Below are 25,844 nucleotides of genomic sequence, written 5' to 3'. Positions count from 1 at the left end.
GTCGCCGCCGACCGGGGGTCCCCGGAGACGACGGAGCCGCCGGCCCGGCGCCCGCACGAGGCGGGACGTCGGACGCGGCGGCGTCGTCAGGTGAGGCGGTCATCGCGGGCGCGACGATAGCGCCTCTCTCACGCAGTTACGCGCTGCTCGCCCTCAGTGTCGATGATGTCGACGGCGATGTCACGCAGCTTGCCCTCGTACTCGCGGGCGTGGTGCCCGCAGAACACGAGGTCGCTGCCGTTGGCGAGCACGACACGGACCTTGGCAAGTGCGCCGCAGCGGTCGCAGTGGAAGGGCACGACCAGGTCGTCGGCGGCGGGGGTCGTCGTCAGCGTCTGGGTCATCTGGGTCATCACTCGCTCTCTACCGCACGGACCCGCGGCTGCGGATCGGCCTCCTGCACAGCGCCAGGATGGCCCCTCGGATTCCCGTTCCTACCCGGTTCATCCCGGACTCGCCGAAAGAGATGAGTCCGTAACACACCGGGCGTGGGCGGAGCGGGTCCAGCAGGGGACGTCACTGGGGTGGAACTGGTGGTGCACGTGCTGGTGATCATCTGCCGGACCGGTGGTTGACCGGCCCGACCGTGGGTCCGCTGCTGTTCTGACGGGACCCACGCTACGCCGTCTACCCGACAGGTGTCGGCGCACACCGGTGTCACGAGTTCGTGACCCTCTCGGGCGATGTCACGGCGGTCCTCTGGACCGCATCGCGGCCACGTGCCGTCCCCCGATCGCGGGGAGCCGCTGCGTCGTCCCTGCGCGGACCCCTCCGGGGTCCACTCGGGCCGACCATGCTGGTCGCCTCCAGAACGGGCGAGGGCCCGGCGTGCGTCCGCACACCGGGCCCTCGCTCGCAGGCTGGCTCAGTCGAGGTAGTCGCGCAGCACCTGGGAGCGGCTGGGGTGGCGCAGCTTCGACATCGTCTTGGACTCGATCTGCCGGATCCGCTCCCGGGTGACCCCGTAGACCTGGCCGATCTCGTCGAGGGTGCGCGGCTGGCCGTCGGTGAGGCCGAACCGCAGCCGGACGACGCCGGCCTCCCGCTCGGAGAGCGTCTGCAGCACGCTGGTCAGCTGGTCCTGCATGAGCGTGAAGCTCACCGCGTCGACCGCCACCACGGCTTCGGAGTCCTCGATGAAGTCGCCGAGCTGGCTGTCGCCCTCGTCGCCGATGGTCTGGTCGAGGCTGATCGGCTCCCGGGCGTACTGCTGGATCTCCAGCACCTTGTCCGGGGTGATGTCCATCTCCTTGGCCAGCTCCTCCGGGGTGGGCTCGCGGCCCAGGTCCTGGAGCAGCTCACGCTGTATGCGGCCGAGCTTGTTGATGACCTCGACCATGTGCACCGGGATGCGGATGGTGCGGGCCTGGTCGGCCATGGCGCGCGTGATCGCCTGCCGGATCCACCAGGTGGCGTACGTGGAGAACTTGTAGCCCTTGGTGTAGTCGAACTTCTCGACCGCGCGGATGAGACCGAGGTTGCCCTCCTGGATGAGGTCCAGGAAGGCCATGCCGCGGCCGGTGTAGCGCTTGGCCAGGGAGACCACGAGGCGGAGGTTGGCCTCCAGCAGGTGGTTCTTGGCGCGCTCGCCGTCGCGGACGATCCAGTTGAGGTCCCGGCGCATCTGCGGGGAGAGCTTCTGGCCCTCCTCCTCGGCCTGGCGCAGCCGCTCGGCGCCGTAGAGCCCGGCCTCGATGCGCTTGGCGAGGTCGACCTCCTCCTCGGCGTTGAGCAGCGCGACCTTGCCGATCTGCTTGAGGTAGGCGCGGACCGAGTCGGCCGAGGCGGTGAGCTCGGCGTCCTTGCGGGCCTGCCGCAGCGCCTCGGACTCCTCCTCCTCGTCCCACTCGAAGTCGGTGCCGCCCTCGGCGGTCTCCTCCTCGGCGGCGACCTCGACGCCGTCCTTGCCGGTGACGACCGTCTCGTCGAGCTTCAGCCCCTCGGAGCCGGCGTCGACGACCGCGACCGCACCGTCCTCGGTGGCCACCGCGGTGAGGACGGCGCCCTCGCCGGCGCCCGGCGACGGGGTGATCGCCGGCTTCGTGCGGCCCTTGGCGCCGGCGGTCTTGGCCGGTGCCTTCTTCCGTGCGGCCGCCGGCTCGGTGGCCGGCTTCCTGGCACGGGTACCGGCGGCGGCCGTCCTGGCGCGCGGGGTGCTCGCTGCGGCTGCTTCCGGTGCTGGCTGATCGGCGGGCACTCAGGTTCCTTCCCGTGCTGGGTGCGTTCCCCGGAGGACCGTGTGGTCCGCGGGCAGCGGCTCCGGCCTGCGCTCGAACGGGGAGCGGACCCCGCGTGACCGGCACGGCGTTTGGCCGCGTTCGGGTCGGGGGATCCCTCCCGGCTGGAGAGCGGCGGGCTGGGGCTCCACCATTGTAACGACGTCGCCGGGCGAAACCAGCGCCTCGCACCCGGGCCCCTCGCTCCGAGGGGGCGGGCGGACGGCCCCGGGAGGGGAACGGCGGCGGCCCTGGCCGGGCTCCGGCGGCGTCAGGCCGGGATGTGCTCGGCGGCCGCCAGGGCGGCGCCGACGATGCCGGCGTCGTTCTGCAGCTCCGCCGGCACGACCGGGGTGCGCGTCGAGAGCAGCGGCACCCACTTGTGCGCCTTCTTGCTGACGCCGCCGCCCACGATGATCAGGTCCGGCCACACGCTGCCCTCGAGGACGTCGAGGTAGCGGTCGACGCGCAGCGCCCAGTCGGGGTAGCTGAGCTCCTCCCGCTCCCGGGCGGCGGCGGAGGCCCGGCTCTCGCCGTCCTCGCCGTCGACCTGGATGTGGCCGAACTCGGTGTTGGGCACCAACCGGCCGTCGACGAAGAGCGCGCTGCCGATGCCGGTGCCGAACGTGAGCATGAGCACCACGCCGTTGCGGTCGCGGCCGGCGCCGTAGCGCATCTCGGCCAGGCCCGCGGCGTCGGCGTCGTTGAGGGTCTCCACCGTGCCGGGGATGCGCTCGGCCACGCCTGCGGCCAGGTCGGTACCCAGCCAGCTCTTGTCGACGTTGGCCGCCGTGTGGGCGATGCCGGACTTGAGCACCCCGGGGAACGTCACCCCGACGCGCTCGGACCAGCCGAACGAGTCCACGATCCGCGCCACGACGTCGAAGACGGGCCCGGGCAGCGAGGGCTGCGGCGTCTCGACGCGCACCCTCTCCCCGATCAGCCGTCCTGCGTCCATGTCGACCAGGCACCCCTTGATGCCGCTGCCGCCGATGTCCACCCCGAAGCCCTGCACGCCGACAGGTTAGTAGAAGGACCCCCTCGCCCCCCGCAGCTCGCATGCTCGCAGCGGGCCCCTGCGAGGGGGCCGCTGCGGCAGGATCGGTGCATGACCTCCGTGCGCGCAGCCGTCCCCGACCGCCCGGCACCGGGCGCGCTCCTGGAGCTGGCCGTGGCGGCGGCCCGGGAGGCCGCCGTCCTGGTGGCCCACGGGCGCGAGTCCGCCGGTGACCAGGTGACCACCAAGTCCAGCCCCGTCGACGTCGTGACGGCGGTGGACGCGGCCAGCGAGGAGCTGCTCGTCCGCCGCCTGCTCGACGCCCGGCCGGAGGACGGCGTGCTGGGGGAGGAGGGCGCCGCGCGGGAGGGCACCAGCGGGGTCCGGTGGATCGTCGACCCGATCGACGGCACCGTGAACTTCCTCTACGACATCCCGGCCTACGCCGTCTCGGTGGCCGCCGAGGTCGACGGCGTCGTCCGCGCCGGTGCGGTGCTCAACGTGGCGACCGGCGAGCTGTTCACGGCGACGTCCGGCGGCGGTGCGTGGCTGGAGGCGCCGGGGCGGCCGGTCCGCCGGCTCGCGGTCGGGACGCCGCCGTCGCTGGACCGGACGATGGTCGCGACCGGCTTCGGCTACCGCGTGGAGCAGCGGAGGGCGCAGGGGGCGGTCGTGGCGGAGCTCGTGACGCGGGTGCGCGACATCCGGCGGTTCGGCAGCGCGGCGCTGGACCTGTGCGCGGTGGCGGCCGGGCGGGTCGACGCGTACTACGAGCTCGACCTCAACCCCTGGGACCACGCTGCCGGCGCCCTGGTGGCCGCCGAGGCCGGAGCGGACGTGACGGGGCTGGACGGTGCGCCCGTGGGGGAGCCGATGGTGATCGCGGTGGCGCCCTCGGTGGCCGGCCCCTTCCGCGCGCTGGTGTCCGAGCTGCACCGCTGAGCAGCGCCGCTGGGCGGGGGAGGTCCTCCCGTCAGCACTCGGCGGGTGCGTCCTCCGGGGCGGTCAGCGCCGCCTCGACCTCCTCGGGGGGCGCCACGCCGGTGAACTCCGGCCCGATGACGAGGTCGACGACCGCGGTGGCCCGGGTGTCGGGGTAGAAGCTGACGCCCGGGGCGTACACCCCGAGGAAGCGGGCGGCGTCCCGTCCGGGCGAGCCGTGGCGGACCTCACCGGCGCCTTCGACCTCGCGGGTGGTGGGGTCGTTGGCGACCTCGCTGATCGTGAAGCCGCGGGCGGCGAGCTCGTCGGCCACCGTCTGCGCGAGCCCGCCCTCGTCCGTGGCGTTGAACACCCGCACCGACACCGCCGCCGGATCGAGCGACGGCGGCGGCTCCTCGGCGGCGGCGCACTCCTCGGCGGCCTCGGCGCGCCGCTCCTGGTCCTCGCGGAGCACCGTCCACCACACCGCACCGGCGGCCAGGGCGAGGACGAGCAGGAAGGCCAGCGGGGGCAGCGGGCGGCGCCCACTGCGCGGGCGCACCGGAGGCTGGACGGTGCGCTCGGTCACGGTGGTTCTCCTCGGCGAGGACCGGGCAGCCGGGGCCGGACCGCCCGGGACGGACGGGACGGCGCCGCGACTGCTGCGGACGGCTGTCGGTTGCGAGCTTAGGGGCGGCCGACGTGGCTAGATCGCACCGTCGTCCAGCGCGGCGCGTCCCCGCTCGACGCAGGGGTCGATCCGGTCGGCGTAGCCCGCCGTGTCCTTGCCCGCCATGGCGCCGGCGGCCGAGCGGGCGACGATGCCGGCGACGATCGCGGCGAACTTGAAGTAGGCGAAGCCCACGTACCAGGACAGGTCGGAGAGGTCCAGACCGCTGCGCTCGCCGTACCGCGCCGCGACCTCCGCGCGGGTGGGGAAGCCCTCCAGCGCGGTCACCGTGCTCTGCCCGGCGACGCTCCGCTCTCCGGCCTGCGGCCAGTAGACGTGGAGCATCCCCAGGTCGGCCAGGGGGTCGCCCAGGGTGGACATCTCCCAGTCCAGCACCGCCCGGACGCGGCCGGGGACCTCCGGGTCGAGCAGGCAGTTGTCCAACCGGAAGTCACCGTGGACGATCCCGTGCCGCTGCGTGGTGGGCACGGTCTCCGCCAGCCGGGCGGCGAGGGCGTCCAACCCCGGGCGCTCGCGGTCGCGGGTGGCCTCCCACTGCTGGGTCCAGCGACGCACCTGGCGGGCCATGAAGCCCTCCGGGCGGCCGAAGTCGCCCAGGCCCACCGCGACGGGGTCGACGGAGTGCAGGTCGGCCAGGACGTCGACCAGGCCCTCCCCGATCGCACGCCGCCGGGCCGGTTCGTCGGCGTAGCCGTCCGGGATCCGGTCGATGACGTGCAGGCCGACGACGCGCTCCATCACGTAGAACGGCGCACCCAGCACGCTCGTGTCGGTGCACAGGTGCAGCGTCCGCGGCACCGGTACCGGCGTGGGGACCAGCGCGGAGATCACCCGGTGCTCGCGGGCCATGTCGTGCGCGGTCGCCAGCACGGCCCCCGTCGGCGGACGCCGGAGGATCACCGCGTCCTCGGCCGCCCCGCCCTCGGGGGTCACCACGTAGGTCAGGTTGGACATGCCGGCGGCGATCAGCTCGACGGTGACCGATCGCCATCGCTCGTGCCCCAGCGCGGAGGCCAGGTACGGCCCGACGACGGCTGGATCAGCACCCGGGGAAGTCGCCACCGGCGCAGGGTAACCTCTGGCGCTCCGCGACCCGCCCGACCGTTCCTGGTCCCCGATGTGTCACCTCGTAGGAGGCGGGCACAAATCGGGGCCGGACGGCGTTGGGGGGCTGCTGGCCTTCCGCGAGGAGGGCCGGCGCACGTGGACGGGCGCCCGGTGCGGGCCGCCCCCACACACCGACCCACCGGTCGCCCACCGGCGAACGGCCAGGACGACGGCGCGCACCCCGCGCCGCGTCAGACGAGCGGGCACGACGCCCGCGGAACCCCGGAGGAGGGGCACACCCCATGGCCACCGACTACGACGCCCCGCGCCGCAACGAGACCGACGAGCTCGGCGAGGACTCGCTCGAGGAGCTCAAGGCGCGACGGGCCGAGGCGCAGTCCTCGTCGGTCGACGTCGACGAGACGGACTTCAACGAGAACCTCGAGCTGCCCGGCGCCGACCTGTCGAACGAGGAGCTGACCGTCCGCGTCCTGCCCAAGCAGGAGGACGAGTTCACCTGCTCGCGCTGCTTCCTGGTGCAGCACCGCAGCCGGCTGGCCTCCACGCGCGGCGACCAGCTGTTCTGCCGCGACTGCGCCTGAGAAAGGACCGCCCTTCCCCCCACGCCTCGCAGGCTCGGCGCGGGCCCCTGAAGGACGGCCGTTCCAGACGGTCACCCGCTCGGCGCGGGACCCTGGAGGGTGGCCGTTCCGGGATCCTGCGAGGGGGCCGTTCGCGCGCCTCGCGAGGGACTGTTCCAGCGCCTCACCGTGAAAGGGACGACGGATGACCGACGGCTCGCGCACCGGGTCGCCCCGTGACGTCCCGCCGCCGCGCCCGGTCGCGCAGCAGGACGCCCCCGCGACGGCGGAGGAGAGCCCGCTCGCGCGCGCCGGGCGGGCGATCGCCGACGCCGTCGCCGGGTTGACCGGTGGCAGCGCGGACCGGTCCGCCGGCGGGGGGCTGCGCGACGTCGTCGCCGCCGTCGCCGGCGCGGTGGCCGGCGCGTTCGGCAGCGGCGCCCAGCCGTCACCCGGTCCGTCCGGCACCCGGGTGACCGGCAAGGCCGGCGGGGCGCCCGGGGCGCTGCTCGGCGACCTCCTGGCAGCGGCGGCGCCCCGGCTGCCGATCCGTGACCGGGAGAAGCTGCGCGCCGCCCACCCCGGGATGCGCGACGAGGAGATCGCCGAGGCGCTCGTCCAGCGCGCCGCCCGCGCCACCTCGGGCATCGGGGCGGCCACGGGCGGGCTCTCGGCCGCCCACTGGTTCGCGCCGCCGTCGCTGCTCGCCGTCCCCCTGGAGCTGGGGGCCGAGACGGTCCTCGTCGCCGCCGTGGAGGTCGTGCTCATCGGCGAGCTGCACGAGCTGCACGGCCGGCGCGCCCCGGGGGATGCCGCCGCGCGCGCCCAGGCCTACCTGGCCGGGTGGTCGGAGCAGCGCGCCGTGCGGGACGGCGGCGTCGCCGGGCTGGGGGCGGTCCTGGGCGCCGCGGGCGTGCGTGCGCTGCGCCGGCGGCTGACCCGCCGGCTGGCCGGGGCGCTGCCGGCGGCGGCCCCGTTCCTCGTCGGCGCCGCGCTCTCCGGCCGCGGCAACCGCCGTGCGACCGAGGGCCTCGCGCGCCGCATCCTCGACGACCTGCGGGACCCCCCGGCCTGACGGTCCGGGTCCGTCCGGGGTCCCGGCGTCGGCCCCGCGGCCCCGGCCCCGCCCAGAGCCTGGTGACGGCATGGCACGGCCTCCCTGCAGGGGCCCGCCGCGAGCCCGCGAGCGGTGGGGGGCAGGGCGGTCCTTATAGGGTCGCCGACGTGCCCGATCTCTCCGCCGAGCTGGACGTGCCCGTCCGGCTCACCGCGCCCGACGGCGCCGTCCCGCGCTACGCCCTGGCCGGTGACGCGGGCGCCGACCTGACCGCGGCCGAGGACGTCGAGCTGGCCCCCTTCGAGCGCCGGCTGGTGAGTACCGGGGTGGCGGTGGCGATCCCCGAGGGCTACGCCGGTTTCGTGCACCCGCGCTCGGGGCTGGCGCACCGGCTCGGGCTGAGCATGGTGAACGCACCCGGGACCATCGACGCGGGCTACCGCGGGGAGATCATGGTCAACCTCATCAACCTGGACCCGGTGGCACCGCTGCGGCTCTCCCGCGGCGACCGCATCGCGCAGCTGGTGGTGCAGCCGGTGGTCCGCGCGCGGTTCGTCCCGGTGCGCGACCTCCCGGCCAGCGCCCGCGGCGAGGGCGGCCACGGCTCGACCGGCGGGCACGGCGCCGCCACGCCCGGGTCCTCCGACGCATCATCACTCGAGGGGCGGAACTGACATGCCGTTCGGACGGCGGCGCAGCCGCATCGACCGCAGCCTGCGCGAGCGGGGCGTGCCCCCGGAGCCGCAGCAGCGGATCCGGGACATCGACGAGACCACCGGGCCCTGGGACGAGGCCGACGCCCCCGAGGACGGGCTGGCGCGCATCGACCTGGGGGCCATCCGGCTGCCGGCGCTCCCCGGGATGGACCTGCGGGTGGAGCTCAACCAGCAGCAGAAGGTGATCGGCGCGACGCTGCGCCACGGCAACTCGCTGCTGCAGGTCGCGGCGTTCGCCGCGCCCCGGGCGGGCGGCATCTGGGACGACGTCCGGGCCGAGCTGGCCCGCAGCGCCTCCGGGCAGGGCGCGTCCCTGCGCGAGGTGGAGGGCCCGTTCGGTCTCGAGCTGGCCGGGACCGTCATGGCGGCGGTGGCACCGCAGCCCGGGCAGCCCACCCCGCCGGCGACGCGGCGGCCGGCCCGCTTCCTCGGCGTCGACGGTCCGCGCTGGTTCCTGCGCGGTCTGCTCAGCGGCTCCGCGGCCGCGGGCGGCGAGGCGGAGGCGGCGGCGCTGGAGGCCGCCTTCCGCGGCATCGTCGTCGTCCGGGGCTCCGAGCCCATGCCGGTGCGCGAGCCGCTCCCGCTCGCCCTCCCGCCGCAGGCCGCGGCGCAGCTGGCGGCGCAGCAGCCCCCTCCGGGCGCGCCCCCGTCCCCTCCGGGCGCGGCCCCGCAGCCCCCTCCGGGCGCCGCCCGGCAGCCGCCGGCCGGCGGCCCCGCCGGAGACCCCGCCTGACGACGCGACGCAGCGAACACCGGTGCGCGTCCGCCTGTGCACGACGGCGAACTACGCTGGTCCCGTGACGGAGACCCGACCGGCGGGCTGGTGGTCGCGCACGTTGCAGCGACTCACCGCCGACGACCACACCATCGACGCCCAGGAGCTGCGGGCGGGATCGGCCAGCGCCGGCTGCGAACCGGTCAGCGCCTGCCGCAAGGGCGCGGTGGTCACCGTCACCGGCCGGCTGAAGTCGGTCGTCTACACCCCTCGCGAGACGGTGCCCACGCTCGAGGCCGAGCTGTTCGACGGGTCGGGGTCGGTGACCCTGGTCTGGCTGGGGCGGCGGCGCATCGCCGGCATCGAACCGGGCCGCTCGCTGACCGCGCGCGGGCGGTTCGCCGCCTTCGACGGGCGGCAGGTCATCTACAACCCCTGGTACGAGCTGAACGCCGGCTGACCGCCGCACGGTGGCCGGGGACCGCCACGCGCGGGACGGGGAGCGAACGAGGGGGACGAGGGTGACCGCAGCGGGCCGGCCGGACGACGGCGAGGACGGTCCCGAGACCGGCTCCTCCACCTCGGTGTTCGACCGCGAGCGGCTGCTGTCGCAGCTGGGCGGCTGGCGGGGCATGGTCGACGCGACGCTGCCCACCATCGCGTTCATCGTGGCCAACGGCCTGGCCGGGTTGCGCACCGGCATCTGGGCGGCGGTGGCCGCGGCGGTCGTGGTGTTCGCCCTGCGGCTGGCCCGGCGGCAGAGCGTGCAGCAGGCCGTGAGCGGGCTGATCGGGGTCGGCATCGCGGTGGCCATCGCGGCCAACACCGGCGAGGCCCGCGACTTCTTCGTGCTCGGGATCGTGCGCAGCCTCGTCGTCGGGGTGGTGCTCCTGGGCTCCATCCCGTTCCGGTGGCCCCTCGTCGGCGTCGTCGCGGAGTTCCTGGCGCCGAGCCACCTCGGCTCGATGGCCGCGCACTCCATGCCCTGGAACCGCCGGGCGGCGCGGGGCACCGAGCCGGCGGCGAGCACGCCGGTTCGCCCCGATCCGACGGCCGCGCCGCAGCTGCACTGGCGCCGTGAGCCCCGGCTGCTGCGCGCCTACTCGTGGCTCACCGCGCTGTGGGCCGCCTCGTTCCTCCTGCGCGCGGGCGTCCAGTGGGTGCTCTACCGCGCCGACGAGGTGGAGCTGCTGGGCACCGCGTCGGTCGTGCTCGGCCTGCCGCTCACCGCCGTCGTGCTGGTGATCAGCCTGTGGGTGGTCGCCCGCCTGCACCGGCACCGCAGCCCCGGCCCGCCCGAGGCCGACCGCACCGCCTGAGCCGGCCCGTCCGCGGCAGGGAGCGGACCAGGTCCTCCCTCAGCGGGCGGTGCCGCCCGGGCCCTCCGGGGCGAAGACGTACTGCAGCTCCTCCTCGGTGTCGCCGTGCGACACGAACAGCAGCTCGTCACCGGACTCCAGCGGCTCGTCGGGCGACGGGGTGATCACCCGGTCGCCGCGCAGGATCGTGGTGAGCACCGTCTCGCGGGGGAGCGGCACCTCGCGCAGCGCGCGCCCGACCCAGGGGGTGTCGTCGCCGAGGGTGATCTCGACCAGGTTGGCCGCGCCCTTGCGGAAGCTCATGAGCCGGACGACGTCGCCGACGGTCACCGCCTCCTCGACCAGGGCGGCCAGCACGCGGGGGGTGGAGACGGCGACGTCGACCCCCCACGCCTCGGTGTAGAGCCACTCGTTGCGCGGGTCCTTGACCCGGGCGACCACGCGGTTGACCGCGAACTCCGTCTTGGCCAGCAGCGACACGACGAGGTTGGCCTTGTCGTCACCGGTCGCGGCCACGACGACGTCGCAGGTCGCCAGCTGCGCCTCCTCCAGGGAGGAGACCTCGCAGGCGTCGGCCTGCACCCATTCCGCGCCCGGCACCGAGCGGGTGCGCACCTTGCGGCCGTCCTTCTCGATGAGCATGACGGTGTGGCCGTTCTCCAGCAGCTCACCAGCGATGGAGCGGCCGACCGCGCCGGCTCCCACGATCGCGACTCGCATCAGTGACCAGCCTCCTGGGGGCCGCGCTCGACGACCTCGTGCACCCGCGCCGTCAGCTCGTCGGTGACGGCGACGACGAGCTGGTCGCCGTCCTGGAGGACCGTGGTCGGCGTCGGCAGCTGGGCCTCGCCGAACCGGGTCAGCCAGGCCGCCCGGGCGCCGGTCGCCGCCTCGAGGGCGGCCAGCTTGCGGCCCACCCAGGCGTCGGTGACGGTGACGCGCACGAGCAGCACCTTCCCGGTGGGCTCGCGCCACAGCTCGCTCACCTTGACCGACAGCAGCTCGCGCAGCAGCCGGTTCACCGTCCACGGCACCGTGGCCACGCTGGGGATGCCCATGCGCTCGTAGACCTCGGCCCGCTTGGAGTCGTAGATCCGCGCCACGACGTGCTGGACGCCGAAGGTCTCCCGCGCCACCCGGGCCGAGATGATGTTGGAGTTGTCGCCGCTGCTCACCGCGGCGAAGGCGCCCGCGGAGTCGATGCCGGCGTCGAGCAGGGTCTGCCGGTCGAAGCCCAGGCCCTTGATCTGGCGCCCGGCGAAGTCCGGCCCCAGCCGGCGGAACGCCTCGGGGTCCTGGTCGATCACGGCCACGCTGTGCCCGATCTGCTCCAGGCGCCGGGCGATGGCCGAGCCGACACGGCCGCAGCCCATCACGACCACGTGCACGCGTCACTCCCGCAGATCCCCGGTGGCGCCGGCGCCGTCCGCCTGCGCATCACCGGCCGCGAAGCTACACCCGCCGGGGATGCGCCAGCGGCCAGGACGCCCGTATCCCCCATCGGGGCCGGGTGGGCCGAGTCACGCCCGCCGGGGTGCCGCGCGTCCGTACCATCGCGCCGTGCCAAGCCTGTCCGACCTCGGACAACTACCGAAACGCCTCGTCCTCGGCCGACCCGTGCGCAGCGACCGGGCGGGGGAGTCGTTGCTGCCCAAGCGGCTCGCGCTGCCGATCTTCGCCAGCGACCCGCTCTCCTCCGTGGCCTACGCCACCCAGGAGATCCTGATCGTCCTGACGCTGGCCGGCACGGCGTTCCTCTTCTTCGCCCCCTGGATCGCGATCGGCGTCGTGGTGCTGCTCACGACGGTGGTGCTCTCCTACCGGCAGGTGGTGCGCGCCTACCCGTCGGGCGGTGGTGACTACGAGGTCGCCGTCAAGAACCACGGGCAGTGGGCCGGTGTGACGGTGGCGAGCGCGCTGCTCGTGGACTACGTCCTCACCGTCGCGGTGTCGGTGTCGGCGGGGACCGACAACATCATCTCGGCGTTCCCCGAGCTCAACGAGCACCGCGTCCTGATCGCCCTGGGCCTCGTGGCCCTGCTGGCCGCGGTCAACCTGCGCGGCGTGCGGGAATCGGGGCGGACCTTCGCGGCGCCGACCTACCTCTTCATCAGCGGCATCATGATCATGGTCGTCACCGGCCTGCTGAAGTACTTCGTCACCGGGGGCGGCCTGGTCGCGGAGAGCGCCTCGTGGACCGTGCTGCCCGAGCCGGGGTACGAGGACGTCACCGGGCTCGCCCTGATCTTCTTCGCGCTGCGCGCCTTCGCCTCCGGCTGCACCGCGCTCACCGGCGTCGAGGCGATCGCCAACGGTGTTCCCGCCTTCCGCCCGCCCAAGAGCCGCAACGCGGCGACCACCCTCGCGCTCATGGGCGGGATCGCGGCCACGATGTTCGCCGGCGTCACCGCCCTCGCCCTGCTCGCCGACGTGAAGTACGTCGAGCACACCTGCGACCTGGTCGGGTTCCCCGGGGACTGCGAGACCGATCCGCAGCGCACGGTCATCGCGCAGCTGGCCGCCGCCACCTTCGGCGGCGACACCTCGTTCGGCTTCTTCTTCGTCCAGGCGGCCACGGCGCTGGTCCTGATCCTGGCGGCCAACACGGCGTTCAACGGGTTCCCGCTGCTGGGCAACGTGCTCGCCCAGGACCGGTTCATGCCGCGGCAGCTGCACACCCGCGGCGACAAGCTCGTCTACAGCAACGGCATCCTGCTGCTCGCGGGCTTCGCCGGGCTGCTCATCTTCGCCTTCGACGCCGACGTCAACCGGCTCATCCAGATGTACATCGTCGGGGTCTTCACCAGCTTCACGCTGGGGCAGACGGGCATGGTGCGGCACTGGAACCGCGAGCTGCGCAGCGTCACCGACCCGGCGGTGCGCGCCCGGATCCGGCGGTCCCAGGCCATCAACGCCGTCGGCGGAACCCTCACCGGCGTCGTCCTCGTCATCATCGTCGTCACCAAGTTCACCCACGGCGCCTGGCTGGTGCTGCTGGCCATGCCCGTCCTCATCGCGCTGATGAAGGGGATCAACCGGCACTACTGCCACGTGTCGGAGCAGCTCGAGCCCGACGCCGACGCCCGCACCCTGCCGAGCAAGGTGCACGCCGTCGTCCTCGTCTCGAAGGTGCACAAGCCGACGCTGCGCGCGCTGAGCTTCGCCCGGGCGACCCGCCCGGACGCGCTGACCGCGCTCACGGTGAACGTCGACGACGGCGAGACCCGCGCGCTGCAGGCCGACTGGCAGCGCTACGACATCCCGGTCCCGCTCACCGTGCTGGAGTCGCCGTACCGGGAGATCACCCGGCCGGTCCTCGACTACGTGAAGGGCATCCGGCGGGACAGCCCGCGCGAGCTGGTGGTGGTCTTCGTGCCGCAGTACGTCGTCGGGCACTGGTGGGAGAACGTGCTGCACAACCAGAGCGCGTTGCGCCTGCGTGCCCGGCTGCAGTTCCAGCCCGGCGTGATGATCACGACCGTGCCGTGGCAGCTGGAGAGCTCGGTCGGCCAGGACGACGACGGACGCCGCGGCGGCCCGGTCCCGGGTGACCTGCGGCGCGGGTTCACCGACGACGAGGTCGACGTGACGCCGTATGGCTGAAGGACCCCGTCCTCCTCACCCCTCGCAGGCTCGGGGCGAGGCTCGGGACGAGGCTGCCGCTGCCCCCCGCCGCTCGCGAGCTCGCGGCGGCCCCCTGCAGCGGGGCCGTTCCAGCACGTCACCTGACCGGGGCCTGGGGTGGACCGGGCGTGAGTTCGAGGTGGACGTCGGGCCGGTGGCGCACGGCGGGCACTGCGTCGCCCGGCACGAGGGCCGGGTGGTGTTCGTCCGGCATGCGCTCCCCGGCGAGCGGGTGCGCGTGCGGGTCACCGAGGACCGGCACCCCGGCTTCTGCCGCGCCGACGCCGTCGACGTGCTGGAGGCGGCGCCAGGGCGGGTGGAGCGCCCCTGCCCGTACAGCGGTCCCGGGAAGTGCGGCGGGTGCGACTGGCAGCACGTCGACCCGGCCGAGCAGCGCCGGCTCAAGGCGTCGGTGGTCCGCGAGCAGCTGGTCCGGCTCGGCGGCCTGGACGCCGGGGAGCCGGTGGTGGCCGGGCTCGCCGTCGAGGAGCTGCCCGGCGGCCCGCTGCGCTGGCGCTCCCGTGCCCGCTTCGCCGTCGACGGCACCGGCGTTCCCGGCCTCCGGCGGCACCGCTCGCACGACGTCGTGGTGCTCGACGACTGCCCGATCACCGCCGAGCCGGCCGCCCGGGCGGTGCTCGGACGGCGCTGGCCCGGCGCGGGCGCCGTGGACGTGTCGATCGACTCGACCGGTGCGGTGACGACCGCTCCGCTCGACCGCCGCGGACGGCCGCGCGCCGCCGAGGTGCGGCGCGCGGGGGAGGAGCTGCCCGCCGAGCCCGCGGGCCGCTCCGAGCGGCGCGCCGGGGGCCGGGACTGGGAGGTCGAGGGCACCGGATTCTGGCAGGTGCACCCCGCCGCAGCCGACGCGCTGGTCGACGCCGTCGCCGGGTTCGCCGCCGTGGCGGCCGGCGAGACGGTGCTCGACCTCTACGCCGGCGCGGGGCTGTTCGGCGGTGCGCTCGCCCCGGCGGTGGGGGCCGGCGGCCGCGTCGTCTGCGTCGAGGCCGACCCCGGCGCCTGCGCGGCCGCGGACGCCAACCTCGCCGACCTGCCGCAGGCGGAGGTGTGGCAGGGCGAGGTGGACGCCGACGGGCTCGCCGGCCTCCTCGCCGAGCTGGGTCCCGGGCCCGACGTCGTCGTCCTCGACCCGCCCCGGGCCGGTGCCGGGACGGCGGTGAGCCGCCTGCTCGCCGGCGCCGGCGCGCGGGCCGTCGTCTACGTGGCCTGCGACCCCGCGGCGCTGGGGCGGGACGTCGCCGCCTTCTCCGCCGCCGGGTACCGGCTGGCCGCGCTCCGCGGGTTCGACGCCTTCCCGATGACCGCCCACGTGGAGTGCGTCGCGCTGCTCGTGCCCGCCTGACGACACCCCGGTCCGCCTGCCACGTGGCGGTTCGGCGACGGAGGACCACTCCCGTCGCAGCAGTCACACCCGTCGACCTCCTGCCCGGTGTCCTGCGTAGCGTCCGCCGCGTGACGAGGGGAGATGCGATGCAGAGCACGACCGGCGCCGCCCACCCGCACGTGGCGGCCGCCCGCAAGTTCCTGGCGCTCGGCTGGTGGTTCGTCGCCGCCGGCGCCGCGCTGGCGCTGGGGCTCGAGGTGGAGGACGGCGTCGCCCTCTGACCGTCGCCGGCGGGGGTGGCCGGCGGCCCTGGGCGGTCCGTCGCGCCCGCCCGGCTGCCCGCGATGCCGCCCGCCTCGCTACGGTCAGGGGGTGCCCACGTGGGAATACGCCTCGGTCATCACCGCCAACGATGCGGAGTCGCAGCGGGCCGGCGTGAGCGTCAAGCTCCCCGGCGGACAGTCGGAACGCCAGCAGGGCGACACCAGCTCGGTGCTCAACAAGCTCGGTGCCGAGGGGTGGGAGCTGGTCAGCTACCACTCCAGCGGCGCCGGGACGTGGGGCTTCGAGCAGTTCTGGCTGAAGCGCCAGTCCTCCTGACCCGACACGCCCCGGTGTCGAACGCATGTTCGACGCGTGGGGCAGAATGGTGCGGTGGAGACGTCGCTGCCACCGGGCTGGCCGGAGGAGGTCCGCCCGCCGGGCGCCCCTGACTGGGAGCGCACCGCCGTCGCCTGGCTGTTCGACCTCGTGCCACCGGACTACCGCGCGCACGAGGTGCTCCGCCGCTACCCCGTGCTGCTCGCCCGGTTCGCCGGCGACCACGTCGCCGCCGGCCTGGAGGCCGCCCGCGCCGGCTGGCGGACCCTGCGGGTCGAGCTGGCCGACCAGCTCCCGCCGGAGGCGATCGAGGCGGCGATGGGTGCCTACGAGCGCGAGGGCGCCCGGCTGGCCGCGGCCGCCCGCGGGGTGGAGGTCGTCGGCGGGGCGCTGCGAGGGGAGCGCTGGGTGCCGCGGCTGTGAGCTGCATCCGCGGCACCCGCTCGACCGGAAGTGCCGGTAAACCGCAGCTACAGTGGATCGGCGGCTGCTTCCCGGGGCCGCCCGACCGAGAGGACACCGCCGCACCGTGCCGCTCCTGCGATCGCTGCGGGGCCCGGAAGACGTCAGGGCCCTCGAGTCCGAAGCGCTTCCCGCCCTGGCGGCGGAGATCCGTGATGCGCTGGTCACCAGCGTGGCCAGGACCGGGGGTCACCTCGGCCCGAACCTGGGCTGCGTCGAGCTGACCATCGCCCTGCACCGGGTGTTCGACTCCCCGCGCGAGCCGATCGTCTTCGACACCGGCCACCAGTCCTACGTGCACAAGATGCTCACCGGCCGGGTCGAGGGCTTCGAGCGGCTGCGCCAGCGCGGCGGTCTGTCGGGCTACCCCAGCCGCGCCGAGAGCGACCACGACTGGGTGGAGAACAGCCACGCTTCGACGTCGTTGTCCTACGCCGACGGGCTGGCCAAGGCCTTCGCCATCCGCGGCGACTCCCGCCCCGTCGTCGCCGTCATCGGCGACGGCGCGCTGACCGGGGGGATGGCCTGGGAGGCGCTGAACAACATCGCCGCCGCGCAGGACCGCCCGGTCGTCATCGTGGTCAACGACAACGGCCGCTCCTACTCGCCGACGATCGGCGGCGTCGCCGACGCGCTGGCCACCCTGCGGCTGCGCCCGGGCTACGAGAACGCGCTGCTGCAGGTGCGCCAGGCCCTGCACCGGGCGCCCGTCGTCGGCTCGGCCCTCTACGACGCGCTGCACGCGATCAAGAAGGGCCTCAAGGACGTCCTCTCGCCGCAGGGCATGTTCGAGGACCTCGGCATGAAGTACGTGGGCCCGGTCGACGGCCACGACATCCGGGCGGTGGAGTCGGCGCTGCGCCGGGCCCGCTCCTTCGGCGGCCCCGTCATCGTGCACGCCGTCACCACCAAGGGCTTCGGCTACCCGCCGGCCGAGACCGACCAGATCGACGCCTGGCACGCGACCGGTGTCTTCGACCCCGACAGCGGCGCCAGCGTGCGCAAGACGGGGCTGGCCTGGACCGACGCCTTCGCCGACGAGCTGGTGCGGGTGGGTGCCGAGCGCCCCGACGTCGTCGCGATCACCGCCGCGATGCTGCACCCCACCGGCCTGGCCCCGTTCGCCGAGCGGTTCCCCGAACGCACCTTCGACGTCGGCATCGCCGAGCAGCACGCGCTCACCTCGGCCGCCGGGCTGGCCATGGCCGGGCTGCACCCGGTCGTCGCCGTCTACTCGACGTTCCTCAACCGGGCGTTCGACCAGCTGCTCATGGACGTCGCCCTGCACCGGCAGCCGGTGACGGTGGTGCTCGACCGCGCCGGGGTGACCGGTGAGGACGGCGCCTCGCACAACGGCATGTGGGACATGTCGATCCTCTCCGTCGTGCCCGGGCTGGCCCTGGCCGCGCCGCGCGACGAGGCCACCCTGCGCGAGGCGCTGCGCGAGGCGGTCGACATCACCGACGGGCCGTCGGTGGTGCGGTTCCCGAAGGGTTCGCTGCCGCCGGACATCCCGGCCGTCGAGCGGCGCGGTCGGGTGGACGTGCTGCGCCGCGGCAGCCGGGCGGAGGTGCTGCTGGTCGCCGTCGGGTCGATGGTCCCGATGTGCCAGGCCGTGGCCGAGCGGGCCGCCGACCACGGCATCGAGGTGACCGTCGTCGACCCGCGCTGGGTCCTGCCGGTCTCTCCCGAGCTGGTCGAGCTGGCCGCCGGGCACCGGCTGGTCGTCACGGTCGAGGACGGCGGCCGGGCCGGGGGAGTGGGCACCACGCTCTCCCAGGCGCTGCAGGACCGCGACGTCGACGTCCCCGTGCGCACGCTGGGCCTGCCGCAGCGATTCTTCGAGCACGGCAGCCGCGGGCAGGTGCTGGCCGACGCAGGGCTGACCGAGCAGGACGTCGCCCGGCGGATCGCCGAGTGGACCGCCCGGCTGACCGAGCGCGCCGAGAATCCCGTCGTCGAGCCGGTCGAGGGCGGGCGATGACCGTCATCGCGGAGATCCAGGTGGCGCCCTCGCCGCCCGGCACGGCGGAGGACCCGCACGCCCACGTGGAGGCGGCGATCGCCGTCATCCAGGCATCCGGGTTGCGCTACGAGGTGGGTGCGCTGGGCACCACGCTCGAGGGCGAGGCCGACGAGGTGTGGGCCACACTGCGCGCCGCGCACGAGGCGATGCTCGCCGCTGGCGCCGACGCGGGCCTCTCGCACCTCAAGGTCGCCTCGGTGAACCGCACGATGGACAGCCTCACCGCCAAGTTCCGCTGAGCCCCCCTCCGGCTCGTCCTCGCCGTACGTCAGCCCTCCGCGCGGTGTGCGGCGCGGTTCGCCGCCGCACGGCGAGGTCGAGCCCGCCGATGCGCTCGGGCTTGGCAGCGGCGTCCGTCGTCGTCCTCCCTCACCGGAGAGCGTCCTCCCTCACCGCACACCGTGAGGGAGGGCGCTCCATGATCAGGTCACATGATCCCAGCGGGGGCCCGGCGGCGAGGAAGGCGGCGGCAGGTCGAGGTCGTCGACCCACCGCCTCCGACGTCGCCGCCGGTCGTGGTCAGCGCGTCAGAACGACCGCTTGGTCAGCCGCCAGACCTGCCCGTCGCTGTCCGGCGCACCGATGCCGGTGCCGGGGGAGAGCGAGTTGGCGGCCACGTACACGTTCCCGCGCTGGTCGACGACCACGCCCGCCGGCGAGGGCACGGGCAGCGTGGCCCGGGCGCCGTTCTTCGGCACCATCACCAGCTGACCGGACCCGTCATCGCCGCCGAAGAGTTCGCTCGCGTAGAGATTGCCCGCCTGGTCCTGCGCCGCACCGGTCACCCCGGTGAAGCCGGTCCAGGTCTGCTGGATCGCACCGGTCCGGTGGTCGAGCTCCCACACCCGGCCGGCGCCGGGGACCAGCGACCCGAGGCCGCCCACGATCACGTCCCCGTCGCGGCTGAAGCTGAGCGCCGTCGGCACCGGGTCGCAGGAGTAGCTGCCGTCCTGGTTGAGCCGGGTGTCGCAGGCGCCGCCGGTGATGGTGGGCAGGACGGCGAACACGCTGATCCGGCCGCGCCTGTCGACCGCGAGGACGGCGTTGGCCGCGGCGTCGGCGACGAGCACCTTGTCGCCGATGTCGAGCACGGCGTACGGGTTCGACTCGACCCCCTGGCCGTCGGGGTCGTTCGCCGCCTCGAAGGCGCGGATGTCGGCGACGACCGAGGCCGGCCGGCCCGCCGCCGCGCGCAGCAGCTTGCCCTCCTGCTCCTCCGGCAGCCCGGTGATGCCGTCCGGGACGTCGACGTCCTTGGCGATGTAGATCCGGCCCAGGGTGCGCGCGCTCGCCGCGTCGTTGCCGGTCGCGCCGATCCCGGAGGGGCCCGCCTCGGACAGCAGGCCGGTCACCACGCGCTCCGCGGTGACCCCCTGGACCTTCGCCGGGTGCCGGACGATGCTGACCGCCCCGGTGGTCCCGACGCAGACGGTGTCCCCGCCCACGTCGGCGCAGTCGTCGCCGCCGGTCCCGGACTCCGCGATGACGAGGACGCCGTCGCTGGTCATGTCCAGCTGCCGCGGGTTGTCCAGCTGCCGCGCGACCGGCACCGGGGCCAGCCGCGAGGCGTCGGCGGGACCGGCCGGCGGCGCAGCGGCGGCGGGACTGATCACCAGCGTCGTGACCGCCAGACCGGCGGTGGCCGCTGCACACACGAGACGTCTCATCGTTTCCCCTGCCCAATCCAGATATCCGGGCCGTCGGCACGGCCCGGCGAAGGACGCCGAACCTGGCAGGGGGGTCGCAGGGCCGTCAAGATCCTTTGGCGTCCCGCGGAGGATGCGCTGCCGGCGCGCCGTGCGCTCCGCGCCCCTGAGCTGGGCGAGGACGGCGAACGGCCCGGCTCCCTGCACTGCGAGGGGCCGGGCCGTCGTCCTGGCTCACCGTTCCGGGTCCTGGCTCACCGCCGACCGTGAGCCAGGGCCGGGAACGATCAGGTCAGCTGATCATCATCAGGTGGGGAGGGAGGCCACGCCCGCCGGCAGGAACCGCGAGCCGGTGACCCGCTCCGAGACGCCGGTGCGGTCGAGGTAGGCGGAGATGCCGCCCAGCCAGAACGGCCACCCGGCGCCGAGGATCATGCACAGGTCGATGTCCTGCACCGCCTGCACGACGCCCTCGTCCAGCATCAGCCGGATCTCCTGCGCCAGCGCCTCGACCGCGCGGTCGTGCACCTGCTCCGCGGTGAGCTTCGAGTCGCCGGTGAAGGCGCCCGCCAGCTCCGGGTCGACGACGCCCGGCTCGACGAACACGCCGGTCTTGCCGAGCTCGACGATCCGCTTGAGCCCCTCGCCGACGGCGAACCGGTCGGGGAAGGCCTCGTGCATCCGCTCGGCCACGTGTAGCGCCACCGCGGGGCCGACGAGCGAGAGCAGCTCGAACGGCGTCATCGGCAGGCCCAGCGGGTCGAGGGCGCGCTCGGCCACCTCGACCGGCGTGCCCTGCTCCACGGCCGAGGTGATCTCGCCCAGGAAGCGGGTGAGCAGCCGGTTGACCACGAACGCCGGGGCGTCGGCGACCAGCACGCAGCTCTTCTTCAGCGACTTCCCGACGGCGAAGGCCGTGGCCAGCGTGGCGTCGTCGGTCTGCTCGGCGCGCACGACCTCCAGCAGCGGCAGGACCGCCACCGGGTTGAAGAAGTGCAGCCCGACCACGCGCTCGGGGTGCTCCAGCTTCGCGGCCATCTCGGTCACCGACAGCGCCGACGTGTTGGTCGCCAGCACGCACTCGGGCGAGACGACGGCCTCCACCTCGGCGAACACCTGCTGCTTGACCGACATCTCCTCGAACACGGCCTCGATGACGAGGTCGGCGTCGGCGAAGGCGTCCTTGGACAGCGAGCCGGTGACCAGGCTCTTGAGCTGGTTCAGCTTGTCGGCGGTCAGCCGGCCGCGCTGCGCGAGCTTGTCCAGCTCGCCGTGCACGTAGGCCACGCCCTTGTCCACGCGGGCCTGGTCGATGTCGGTGAGGACCACCGGCACCTTCAGCTGCCGCACGAACAGCATCGCCAGCTGCGAGGCCATGAGGCCGGCGCCGACGACGCCGACCTTGGTGACCTTGCGGGCGAGCTTCTTGTCCGGCGCGCCGGCCGGCCGCTTCGCCCGCTTGTTCACCAGGTCGAAGGAGTAGAGCGAGGCCCGCAGCGGGTCGCTCATCAGCAGCTCGGTGAGCGCGTCGTCCTCCGCGGCCGTGCCGGTGGTGAACGCCTCGCCGTCGACACCGGCCCGGGCCAGGTCGAGCAGCTCGACCGACCGGACGGCGCCGGGGGAGGCGTCGCGGGTGCGGCCGGCGACGATCGCGCGGGCCCGCGCGATGGCGGCGTCCCACGCGGAGCGGTCGACCTCCGGGCGGGAGACCGCGACCGAGCCGTCGAGCACGCCCACGGCCCACTCCAGCGAGCGTTCCAGGAAGTCGGCCGGTTCGAACAGGGCGTCGGCGATGCCCAGCTTCGCGGCCTTGGGGGCGGGCGTCATCCTGTTCTGCGCCAGGGCGTTCTCGACGACCACCGTGACGGCGGCGTCGATGCCGATCAGGTTCGGCAGCAGCTGCGTGCCGCCCCAGCCGGGCACCAGGCCGAGGAAGGCCTCGGGGAAGCCGACCGCCGCGCCCCCGCTGATGGTGCGGTAGTGGCAGTGCAGCGCCAGCTCCAGGCCACCGCCCAGCGCGACGCCGTTGACGAACGCGAAGGTCGGGATCGAGGAGTCCTTGAGCCGCCGGAACACCCGGTGACCGGTCTCGGCGATCTCCCGCGCCGCGGCGGCATCGGTCACCGCCGGGACACCGGAGAGGTCGGCGCCCACGGCGAAGATGAACGGCTTGCCGGTGACGGCGATGGCCGCCGGCGCCGGCGAGTGCGCCGCGATCTCGTCCAGCGCGGCGTCCAGCGAGGCCAGCCCGCGGGGGCCGAACGTGGACGGCCGGGTGTGGTCGTGCCCGTTGTCGAGCGTGATCAGCGCGATCTCGCCGACCAGGCCCGGGTAGGTCAGGAACCGCACCTTGGCGGCGGTCACGACCTCGTGCTCGAAGACGGCGTTCGTCACTGCTGGAACCCCTCCCAGTTCGGGTTCTCCCAGATCACGGTGGCGCCCATGCCCAGGCCCACGCACATGGCGGTGAGGCCATAGCGGACGTCGGGGCGCTCGGCGAACTGGCGGGACAGCTGGGTCATCAGGCGAACGCCGGAGGAGGCCAGCGGGTGGCCGACGGCGATGGCGCCGCCCCACGGGTTGACGCGCTCGTCGTCGTCGGCGATGCCGAAGTGGTCGAGGAACGCCAGCACCTGGACGGCGAAGGCCTCGTTCAGCTCGAACAGGCCGATGTCCTCGATGGTCAGGCCGGTGCGGGCCAGCGCGCGCTCCGTCGACGGCACCGGGCCCACGCCCATCACCTCCGGCTCGACACCGACGAAGCCGTAGCCGACCAGCCGCATGCCGATGTCCAGACCCAGCTCGAGCGCGACGTCCTCGGCGGCCAGCAGGCAGCCGGTGGCGCCGTCGTTCAGGCCCGCGGCGTTGCCGGCGGTGACGTGGCCGTGCGGGCGGAACGGCGTCTTCAGCGTGCCCAGGCCCTCGAGGGTCGTCTGCGGGCGCGGCGGCTCGTCGACGGTCGCCACGCCCCAGCCGTGCTCGGCCGAGCGGGTGGCGACCGGGACCAGCTCCGGGCCGATCTTGCCGTTGGCCAGGGCCCTCGCGAACTTCTGCTGGCTGGCCAGCGCGAAGGCGTCGGCGCGCTCCTTGGTCAGGTGGGGGAACCGGTCGTGCAGGTTCTCCGCGGTCGAGCCCATGACCAGCGCCGACGGGTCGACCAGCTTCTCGCTGACGATGCGCGGGTTGGGGTCCACGCCCTCGCCCATCGGGTGGCGGCCCATGTGCTCGACCCCGCCGGCGATGGCGACGTCGTAGGCCCCGAAGGCGATGCCGCTGGCGGTGGTGGTCACCGCGGTCATGGCGCCGGCGCACATGCGGTCGATCGAGTAGCCCGGCACCGACGTGGGCAGGCCGGCCAGCAGGGCGGCGGTCCGGCCGAGGGTCAGGCCCTGGTCGCCGATCTGCGTGGTGGCGGCGATGGCCACCTCGTCGACGCGGTCGGCCGGCAGCGCCGGGTTGCGGCGCAGCAGCTCGCGGATGACGCGGACGACGAGGTCGTCGGCGCGCGTCTCGGCGTAGATGCCCGCAGGTCCCGCCTTGCCGAAGGGGGTGCGCACGCCGTCGACGAAGACGACCTCACGCAGCGAGCGTGGCCGCCGCTCAGGAGAAGACACAGAACCTCCGCAGGTTTCGTAGCCGGCCCGGGAGGGCGCGGCGGGCTACAAGTTACCCGTCGGTAACCCACCGGCCAAGCGCGGCACGGCCCCCGGACGAGGGGGGTCCCGGATCACGGTCCGGCAACGGTGAAGGGGTGTGCTTGCGGTCACAGGGACGCGGCGCGCAAGATGACCCGCCGGAATTTCTCTGTAACCCCAACGAAATAGAGGTCCCTCTCATGGCGCGACGGCGCACGGTGACGACGGCGATCGCTGCGGCCCTGGTCTTCGGGCTGGCCGCGTGTGGTGGCGACGACAGCAGCGGTGGCAACGGCGGCGGCGGCGGTGGCGAGGCCGCCGCGGGCAAGGTCGGCGTGATCCTCCCCGACACCGCCTCCTCGGCCCGCTGGGAGTCGGCCGACCGCCCGCTGCTCGAGGCCGCCTTCGAGGAGGCCGGTGTCGAGTACGACATCCAGAACGCGCAGGGCGACGCCCAGCGGATGAACACGATCGCCGAGCAGATGATCACCGAGGGCGTCACCGTCCTGGCGATCACGAACCTCGACTCGGCCTCCGGCGCGGCGATCCAGCGCCAGGCCGAGAGCCAGGGCGTCCAGACGATCGACTACGACCGCCTGACCCTCGGCGGCGAGAGCGACTACTACGTCTCGTTCGACAACACCGAGGTCGGCCGCCTCCAGGGCGAGGGCCTGGCGCAGTGCCTCGGCGACGAGCCGGCGAACATCGCCTTCCTCAACGGCTCGCCCGACGACAACAACGCCACCCTCTTCTCGCAGGGCGCGCACGAGGTCCTCGACGACATGGACCAGTACACGCAGGTCGCCGAGCAGGCCGTGCCGGAGTGGGACAACCAGCAGGCCGCCACGATCTTCGAGCAGATGTACACCCAGGCCGGCGGTGACATCCAGGGCGTGCTGGCCGCCAACGACGGCCTGGCCAACGCCGTGGTCTCGATCCTGGCCCGCAACAACGTGGCCGGGCAGGTGCCGGTGACCGGTCAGGACGCCACGGTCGAGGGGCTGCAGAACATCCTCGCGGGCGAGCAGTGCATGACCGTCTACAAGCCGATCGCCGAGGAGGCGCAGGCCCTGGCCGACCTGGCCGTCGAACTGGTCCGGGGTCAGGAGCCGACCGTCGCCGGCTCGGTCGAGGACCCCGAGGGCGACCGCGAGGTCCCCTCGGTGCTGCTCGAGCCGGTGTCGATCTTCCGGGACAACGTGAAGCAGGTCATCGACGACGGCTACCAGTCCGCCGAGGATGTCTGCACCGGTGAGTTCGCCGCTGCCTGCACGGAGCTGGGAATCTCCTGAGCCATCCGGCCGGGGTGCCCGTTCCGCGGGTGCCCCGGCCGCGTGCTTCCGCCCTGCCGACCCCGGTTCGCCCCGGGGCGGCAGGCGCCCTATCGTCCCGCCCACGGTCTCCGGACCGTTCCCTGCTGGAAGGACGCAGCGGTGTCCGCACCCGAACAGACCCCTCCCACCTCGACCCTCGAGCGGCCCACGCTCAGCCTGCGGGGGGTCAACAAGAGCTTCGGGGCCGTCCAGGTCCTGCACGACGTCCACCTCGACGTCTACCCCGGCACGGTCACCGCGCTGGTCGGCGACAACGGGGCCGGCAAGAGCACGCTGATCAAGGCCATCGCCGGCATCCACCCGGTCGACTCGGGCACCGTCGAGTTCGAGGGCGAGCCGGTGCAGCTGAACGGCCCGCGCGACGCCGCCCGCCTCGGCATCGAGGTCGTCTACCAGGACCTCGCGCTCGCCGACAACCTCGACGTCGTCCAGAACATGTTCCTGGGCCGCGAGCGCACGCGCGGCGTGGTCCTCGACGAGGCCTCGATGGAGGAGGCCGCGCGGGACACCCTCACCAAGCTCTCGGTGCGCACGCTGAAGTCGGTGCGCCAGCTGGTGTCCAGCCTGTCCGGTGGCCAGCGGCAGACCGTGGCGATCGCCAAGGCCGTCCTCTGGGAGTCCAAGCTCGTCATCCTCGACGAGCCGACCGCCGCGCTCGGCGTCGCCCAGACCCGGCAGGTGCTCGACCTCGTCCGCCGGCTGGCAGACACCGGTCACGCCGTCGTCTTCATCACCCACAACATGGTCGACGTCTTCGAGGTCGCCGACCGCGTCGCCGCGCTGTACCTGGGCCGCGTCGCCGCCGACGTCGCCATCTCCGACGTCGACCGCACCCAGGTCATCGAGCTGATCACCTCCGGACGCTCCGGCGAGCTGGGGCTCGCGCCGGACGCGCTCGAGGACTGAGAGGAC

At 74.2% G+C, this 25,844-nt stretch carries 26 protein-coding genes; 16 read left to right on the top strand and 10 right to left on the bottom strand.

What is annotated here, in order from left to right; genetic code table 11:
* Positions 1 to 128: 128 nt before the first annotated feature.
* The 3 genes from BMW62_RS09460 to ppgK form a co-directional block, all read right to left on the bottom strand.
* Positions 129 to 353 carry a DUF7455 domain-containing protein gene (locus BMW62_RS09460; RefSeq protein WP_091930645.1) on the bottom strand — a complete coding sequence of 75 codons (225 nt, stop codon included), beginning with the start codon at positions 351 to 353 and terminating at the stop codon, positions 129 to 131.
* A gap of 512 nt (positions 354 to 865) precedes the next feature.
* Complete coding sequence (locus BMW62_RS09455; RefSeq protein WP_091930599.1) at positions 866 to 2,197, bottom strand: RNA polymerase sigma factor; 1,332 nt, start codon at positions 2,195 to 2,197, stop codon at positions 866 to 868.
* Between the two features lie 290 nt (positions 2,198 to 2,487).
* Entirely contained in the window at positions 2,488 to 3,231 is a 744-nt protein-coding gene (gene ppgK / locus BMW62_RS09450; RefSeq protein WP_091930598.1) for a polyphosphate--glucose phosphotransferase, read from the bottom strand.
* A gap of 93 nt (positions 3,232 to 3,324) precedes the next feature.
* Between ppgK and BMW62_RS09445 the strand changes: the two genes are divergently transcribed.
* Positions 3,325 to 4,155 (top strand): inositol monophosphatase family protein, encoded by an 831-nt coding sequence (locus BMW62_RS09445; RefSeq protein WP_091930597.1) that lies wholly within the window; start codon positions 3,325 to 3,327, stop codon positions 4,153 to 4,155.
* A gap of 31 nt (positions 4,156 to 4,186) precedes the next feature.
* Here BMW62_RS09445 and BMW62_RS09440 read toward each other — a convergent pair whose 3' ends face one another.
* A complete protein-coding gene (locus BMW62_RS09440; RefSeq protein WP_091930596.1) occupies positions 4,187 to 4,723 on the bottom strand; it encodes a LytR C-terminal domain-containing protein in 537 nt (178 codons plus the stop codon).
* Positions 4,724 to 4,840: 117 nt separating this feature from the next.
* A complete protein-coding gene (locus BMW62_RS09435) occupies positions 4,841 to 5,887 on the bottom strand; it encodes a phosphotransferase family protein (RefSeq protein WP_091930595.1) in 1,047 nt (348 codons plus the stop codon).
* A gap of 287 nt (positions 5,888 to 6,174) precedes the next feature.
* Here BMW62_RS09435 and BMW62_RS09430 point away from each other — a divergent pair, with 287 nt between their 5' ends.
* The 6 genes from BMW62_RS09430 to BMW62_RS09405 all read left to right on the top strand — a co-directional run bounded on the left by BMW62_RS09430 (position 6,175) and on the right by BMW62_RS09405 (position 10,260).
* Positions 6,175 to 6,474, top strand: a complete 300-nt coding sequence (locus BMW62_RS09430) for a DUF4193 domain-containing protein (protein WP_091930594.1) — start codon at positions 6,175 to 6,177, stop codon at positions 6,472 to 6,474.
* Between the two features lie 184 nt (positions 6,475 to 6,658).
* On the top strand, positions 6,659 to 7,528 hold the full coding sequence (locus tag BMW62_RS09425; protein ID WP_091930593.1) for a hypothetical protein: 870 nt from the start codon (positions 6,659 to 6,661) through the stop codon (positions 7,526 to 7,528).
* Between the two features lie 149 nt (positions 7,529 to 7,677).
* Positions 7,678 to 8,184, top strand: coding sequence for a dUTP diphosphatase (gene dut, locus BMW62_RS09420; RefSeq protein ID WP_091930592.1), 507 nt, complete (start codon positions 7,678 to 7,680; stop codon positions 8,182 to 8,184).
* A 1-nt stretch (position 8,185) separates the two neighbouring features.
* Complete coding sequence (locus BMW62_RS09415; protein ID WP_091930591.1) at positions 8,186 to 8,959, top strand: DUF3710 domain-containing protein; 774 nt, start codon at positions 8,186 to 8,188, stop codon at positions 8,957 to 8,959.
* A 64-nt stretch (positions 8,960 to 9,023) separates the two neighbouring features.
* Entirely contained in the window at positions 9,024 to 9,401 is a 378-nt protein-coding gene (locus BMW62_RS09410) for an OB-fold nucleic acid binding domain-containing protein (RefSeq protein WP_091930644.1), read from the top strand.
* A 61-nt stretch (positions 9,402 to 9,462) separates the two neighbouring features.
* Positions 9,463 to 10,260 (top strand): DUF3159 domain-containing protein, encoded by a 798-nt coding sequence (locus BMW62_RS09405; RefSeq protein WP_244523932.1) that lies wholly within the window; start codon positions 9,463 to 9,465, stop codon positions 10,258 to 10,260.
* Positions 10,261 to 10,299: 39 nt separating this feature from the next.
* Here the strand turns inward: BMW62_RS09405 and BMW62_RS09400 are convergent, their stop codons facing one another.
* Entirely contained in the window at positions 10,300 to 10,980 is a 681-nt protein-coding gene (locus BMW62_RS09400) for a potassium channel family protein (RefSeq protein ID WP_091930590.1), read from the bottom strand.
* Positions 10,980 to 11,648: a potassium channel family protein gene (locus BMW62_RS09395; RefSeq protein WP_091930589.1), complete on the bottom strand. Its 669-nt coding sequence runs from the start codon at positions 11,646 to 11,648 to the stop codon at positions 10,980 to 10,982. Before BMW62_RS09395 ends, BMW62_RS09400 begins: the two co-directional genes overlap by 1 nt.
* Before the next feature lie 172 nt (positions 11,649 to 11,820).
* Here BMW62_RS09395 and BMW62_RS09390 point away from each other — a divergent pair, with 172 nt between their 5' ends.
* From BMW62_RS09390 to BMW62_RS09365, 7 genes are all read left to right on the top strand, one after another.
* Positions 11,821 to 13,863 carry an APC family permease gene (locus tag BMW62_RS09390; protein WP_091930588.1) on the top strand — a complete coding sequence of 681 codons (2,043 nt, stop codon included), beginning with the start codon at positions 11,821 to 11,823 and terminating at the stop codon, positions 13,861 to 13,863.
* 94 nt (positions 13,864 to 13,957) lie between these two features.
* Positions 13,958 to 15,247 (top strand): class I SAM-dependent RNA methyltransferase, encoded by a 1,290-nt coding sequence (locus BMW62_RS09385; RefSeq protein ID WP_280138633.1) that lies wholly within the window; start codon positions 13,958 to 13,960, stop codon positions 15,245 to 15,247.
* Positions 15,248 to 15,375: 128 nt separating this feature from the next.
* Positions 15,376 to 15,510, top strand: a complete 135-nt coding sequence (locus BMW62_RS23445) for a hypothetical protein (RefSeq protein ID WP_280138631.1) — start codon at positions 15,376 to 15,378, stop codon at positions 15,508 to 15,510.
* A 91-nt stretch (positions 15,511 to 15,601) separates the two neighbouring features.
* Positions 15,602 to 15,829 carry a DUF4177 domain-containing protein gene (locus tag BMW62_RS09380; RefSeq protein ID WP_091930586.1) on the top strand — a complete coding sequence of 76 codons (228 nt, stop codon included), beginning with the start codon at positions 15,602 to 15,604 and terminating at the stop codon, positions 15,827 to 15,829.
* A 54-nt stretch (positions 15,830 to 15,883) separates the two neighbouring features.
* Positions 15,884 to 16,252 carry a hypothetical protein gene (locus BMW62_RS09375; protein ID WP_091930585.1) on the top strand — a complete coding sequence of 123 codons (369 nt, stop codon included), beginning with the start codon at positions 15,884 to 15,886 and terminating at the stop codon, positions 16,250 to 16,252.
* Positions 16,253 to 16,358: 106 nt separating this feature from the next.
* Positions 16,359 to 18,275 (top strand): 1-deoxy-D-xylulose-5-phosphate synthase, encoded by a 1,917-nt coding sequence (dxs, locus tag BMW62_RS09370; RefSeq protein ID WP_091930584.1) that lies wholly within the window; start codon positions 16,359 to 16,361, stop codon positions 18,273 to 18,275.
* Entirely contained in the window at positions 18,272 to 18,556 is a 285-nt protein-coding gene (locus BMW62_RS09365; RefSeq protein ID WP_091930583.1) for a thiamine-binding protein, read from the top strand. Before dxs ends, BMW62_RS09365 begins: the two co-directional genes overlap by 4 nt.
* A gap of 288 nt (positions 18,557 to 18,844) precedes the next feature.
* Here BMW62_RS09365 and BMW62_RS09360 read toward each other — a convergent pair whose 3' ends face one another.
* From BMW62_RS09360 to BMW62_RS09350, 3 genes are all read right to left on the bottom strand, one after another.
* Positions 18,845 to 19,972 carry a ScyD/ScyE family protein gene (locus tag BMW62_RS09360; RefSeq protein WP_091930582.1) on the bottom strand — a complete coding sequence of 376 codons (1,128 nt, stop codon included), beginning with the start codon at positions 19,970 to 19,972 and terminating at the stop codon, positions 18,845 to 18,847.
* A gap of 297 nt (positions 19,973 to 20,269) precedes the next feature.
* Complete coding sequence (locus BMW62_RS09355; RefSeq protein WP_211435057.1) at positions 20,270 to 22,357, bottom strand: 3-hydroxyacyl-CoA dehydrogenase NAD-binding domain-containing protein; 2,088 nt, start codon at positions 22,355 to 22,357, stop codon at positions 20,270 to 20,272.
* On the bottom strand, positions 22,354 to 23,577 hold the full coding sequence (locus tag BMW62_RS09350; protein WP_091930581.1) for a thiolase family protein: 1,224 nt from the start codon (positions 23,575 to 23,577) through the stop codon (positions 22,354 to 22,356). Before BMW62_RS09350 ends, BMW62_RS09355 begins: the two co-directional genes overlap by 4 nt.
* Before the next feature lie 221 nt (positions 23,578 to 23,798).
* On the opposite strand from BMW62_RS09350, the gene BMW62_RS09345 reads away from it, so the two are divergent.
* Positions 23,799 to 24,890: a sugar ABC transporter substrate-binding protein gene (locus BMW62_RS09345; RefSeq protein ID WP_091930580.1), complete on the top strand. Its 1,092-nt coding sequence runs from the start codon at positions 23,799 to 23,801 to the stop codon at positions 24,888 to 24,890.
* Positions 24,891 to 25,031: 141 nt separating this feature from the next.
* Positions 25,032 to 25,838 carry an ATP-binding cassette domain-containing protein gene (locus BMW62_RS09340; protein ID WP_091930579.1) on the top strand — a complete coding sequence of 269 codons (807 nt, stop codon included), beginning with the start codon at positions 25,032 to 25,034 and terminating at the stop codon, positions 25,836 to 25,838.
* Positions 25,839 to 25,844 lie beyond the last annotated feature (6 nt).

Source organism: Blastococcus sp. DSM 46786 (assembly GCF_900109665.1).
Taxonomy (GTDB): Bacteria; Actinomycetota; Actinomycetes; order Mycobacteriales; family Geodermatophilaceae; genus Blastococcus; species Blastococcus carthaginiensis.
This window is presented reverse-complemented; position numbering and strand designations above follow the sequence as displayed.

What these genes read in the sequence shown, in the direction of transcription:
- BMW62_RS09430 (WP_091930594.1), top strand. Translation starts at nt 6,175, where the DNA reads ATGGCCACCGACTACGACGCCCCGCGCCGCAACGAGACCGACGAGCTC.
- BMW62_RS09415 (WP_091930591.1), top strand. Translation starts at nt 8,186, where the DNA reads ATGCCGTTCGGACGGCGGCGCAGCCGCATCGACCGCAGCCTGCGCGAG.
- BMW62_RS09365 (WP_091930583.1), top strand. Translation starts at nt 18,272, where the DNA reads ATGACCGTCATCGCGGAGATCCAGGTGGCGCCCTCGCCGCCCGGCACG.
- BMW62_RS09460 (WP_091930645.1), bottom strand. Translation starts at nt 353, where the DNA reads ATGACCCAGATGACCCAGACGCTGACGACGACCCCCGCCGCCGACGAC.
- BMW62_RS09425 (WP_091930593.1), top strand. Translation starts at nt 6,659, where the DNA reads ATGACCGACGGCTCGCGCACCGGGTCGCCCCGTGACGTCCCGCCGCCG.
- BMW62_RS09345 (WP_091930580.1), top strand. Translation starts at nt 23,799, where the DNA reads ATGGCGCGACGGCGCACGGTGACGACGGCGATCGCTGCGGCCCTGGTC.
- BMW62_RS09445 (WP_091930597.1), top strand. Translation starts at nt 3,325, where the DNA reads ATGACCTCCGTGCGCGCAGCCGTCCCCGACCGCCCGGCACCGGGCGCG.
- BMW62_RS23445 (WP_280138631.1), top strand. Translation starts at nt 15,376, where the DNA reads ATGCAGAGCACGACCGGCGCCGCCCACCCGCACGTGGCGGCCGCCCGC.
- BMW62_RS09400 (WP_091930590.1), bottom strand. Translation starts at nt 10,980, where the DNA reads ATGCGAGTCGCGATCGTGGGAGCCGGCGCGGTCGGCCGCTCCATCGCT.